The following is a 2,091-nucleotide window of genomic DNA, read 5'->3' as shown; positions in this document are numbered from 1 at the left end:
CGGTCCCGACCGGCGCCGCCGACGACATCGCCGTCCTCGACGCCCGCGCACCGGGACCGGGCGGGGTGCGCGCGGGTGGCTCGGGTGGAGCCCCCGGGGGCGACGACGACGAGGTCGACCCGCACATCTGGGACGCGGTCGCCGCCCTGCCGACCCGGCAGCGCCTCTGTGTGGCGTACCGGTACCTGGGCGGTCTCCGCTATGCCGAGATCGCCGAGCTCACGGGCGGCACCGAGGCCGCGGCCCGGCGCGCTGCCGCCGACGGGATCGCCGCCCTGCGCAGGACGCTCACCCGGTCACAGCCACAGTCACAGGAGGTCGCGCCATGACCGAACACACTACGACCGACGCCGCGATCGCCACGCTGCGGGCCGCGCCCGCCGACACCGGCCGGCTCCGCGACCGCCTCGCCCGCGACGCCGAGCGCGAGGGCCTGGTCGACGTCGTCTACCGGACCGTCGACTCGCCCATCGGGGGCCTGCTGCTGGCCGCCACCCCGCTCGGCCTGGTGTACGTGGCGTTCGAGGTCGAGGACGCCGACGCGGTGCTCGCGACCCTCGCCACCCGCATCGGCCCGCGCGTCCTGCGGGACGAGGACGACTCGCCGATCCTCGACGCCGCCGCAGAGCAGATCGGGCAGTACCTCTCCGGGGACCGCCGCGACTTCGACCTGCCTCTCGACACCCGCCTCGCGACGGGCTTCCGAGGCGAGGTCCAGCAACACCTGGCCCGCGTGGGCTACGGCCGCACCGCGACGTACCGGGAGATCGCCGCCGCCCTCGACCGGCCCGGCGCGGTCCGCGCGGTGGGCACGGCCTGCGCCACGAACCCGCTCCCGCTGGTGTGGCCGTGTCACCGGATCCTCCGCTCGGACGGTGGGCTCGGCGGGTACCGGGGCGGGATCGCGGCCAAGCAGCGGCTCCTCGCGATGGAATCGGCCGCGTGACCGCGGCGCAGCTCCTCGGCCTGTTCGGCGTGTGGGCGATCGCGGTCGTCTCGCCGGGACCCGACGTCGTCGTCGTCCTCCAGCGCGCCCTCGCCGGGCGGCGGCACGGCGTGGCCACCGCGCTGGGGATCGTCGCCGGCCTCACGGTGTGGCTCGGGGCCGCGTTCGCGGGCGTCGCCACGCTCGTGCGCGTGTATCCGCAGATCATGACGGTCCTCCAGGTCGCCGGCGGGCTCCTGCTCGCCACCCTGGGCGTCCTCGGCCTGCGCGGGTGGTGGCGATCCCGCAGCGCACCCACCGACTCCGCTCCGCCCACGGACCCGGCGTCGCCCGCACCCACCGAACCCGCCCCCGCCCCGCAGAATCCGCTACCCGGAGTCGGGATCCGCTACCGCGACAGGAGTAGCGGATCCCGAGTCGGAGTAGCGGATCTGGTGCGGCGGGACGTCGCGCGCGGCCTGGCCACGAACCTCGCCAACCCCAAGGCCCTGGTGTTCTTCGGCGCCGTGCTGACGCCGTTCCTGCGCGACGAGGTGTCGGTGGCGTGGTCGGTGGCGCTGGTCGCGGGGATGCTCGCCGTGGCGCTCGCGTGGTTCGCCGGGCTCGCGATGGTCGCCTCGCACCGCGCGGTCAACGAGCGGGTCGGGCGGCTGCTGCCGTGGGTCGACCTCGTGGCCAGCGCGCTGTTCGTGGCGGCGGGGGTGGCGTTCGTCATTGCCGCGCTCGTCTGAGACCCGCGGGTTAGGTTGCTGCTCATGGATTCTCCGGTCGACCGCCGCAGCTGGGTGACCGCCGCCCTCGCGGTGTTCGCGGTGGGCTGGGGCGCCAACCAGTTCGCGCCGCTGCTCAATCTCTACCGCGCGGAGCAGGGGCTCTCGCAGTCCGGCGTCACCGCGATCTTCAGCGTCTACATCGTCGGGCTGCTGCCCACTCTGCTGGTCGCCGGCCGGTGGTCCGACCGCAACGGCCGCCGCGTCCTCATGCGGCCCGTCCTCGTGCTCTCCCTGCTCGCGACCGTGGCCATGCTCCTCGGCCCGCAGCATGAGCTGTGGCTGTACATCGGCCGGTTCCTCGCCGGCCTCGCGTCGGGCGCGGCGTTCGGCGCCGGCAGCGCATGGGTGCGCGAACTGTCCGCCGGCGCCCCG

Annotated in this window: 4 protein-coding genes; all 4 read left to right on the top strand. The window is 75.2% G+C overall.

All coding sequences use genetic code 11. The features are described from left to right. Positions 1-329, top strand: a 329-nt coding sequence (locus HMPREF3086_RS19250; RefSeq protein ID WP_210401834.1) for a sigma factor-like helix-turn-helix DNA-binding protein, incomplete at its 5' end; no start/stop codon positions are given. Continuing rightward, complete coding sequence (locus HMPREF3086_RS03890; protein ID WP_070720248.1) at positions 326-946, top strand: methylated-DNA--[protein]-cysteine S-methyltransferase; 621 nt, start codon at positions 326-328, stop codon at positions 944-946. The genes HMPREF3086_RS19250 and HMPREF3086_RS03890, both read left to right, overlap by 4 nt. Continuing rightward, a complete protein-coding gene (locus tag HMPREF3086_RS03885; protein WP_070720246.1) occupies positions 943-1,677 on the top strand; it encodes a LysE family translocator in 735 nt (244 codons plus the stop codon). Before HMPREF3086_RS03890 ends, HMPREF3086_RS03885 begins: the two co-directional genes overlap by 4 nt. Before the next feature lie 24 nt (positions 1,678-1,701). Then, a partial coding sequence (locus HMPREF3086_RS03880; protein WP_141763980.1) for an MFS transporter occupies positions 1,702-2,091 on the top strand: 390 nt, incomplete at its 3' end.

It is taken from the genome of Dietzia sp. HMSC21D01 (genome assembly GCF_001815995.1).
In the GTDB taxonomy this organism is placed as follows: domain Bacteria; phylum Actinomycetota; class Actinomycetes; order Mycobacteriales; family Mycobacteriaceae; genus Dietzia; species Dietzia cinnamea.
The sequence above is the reverse complement of the archived record's forward strand: the minus strand, read 5'-3'. Positions and strand labels throughout refer to the sequence as shown.

Coding starts and splice junctions, on each gene's coding strand:
- HMPREF3086_RS03890 (WP_070720248.1), top strand. CDS start 326: ATGACCGAACACACTACGACCGACGCCGCGATCGCCACGCTGCGGGCC.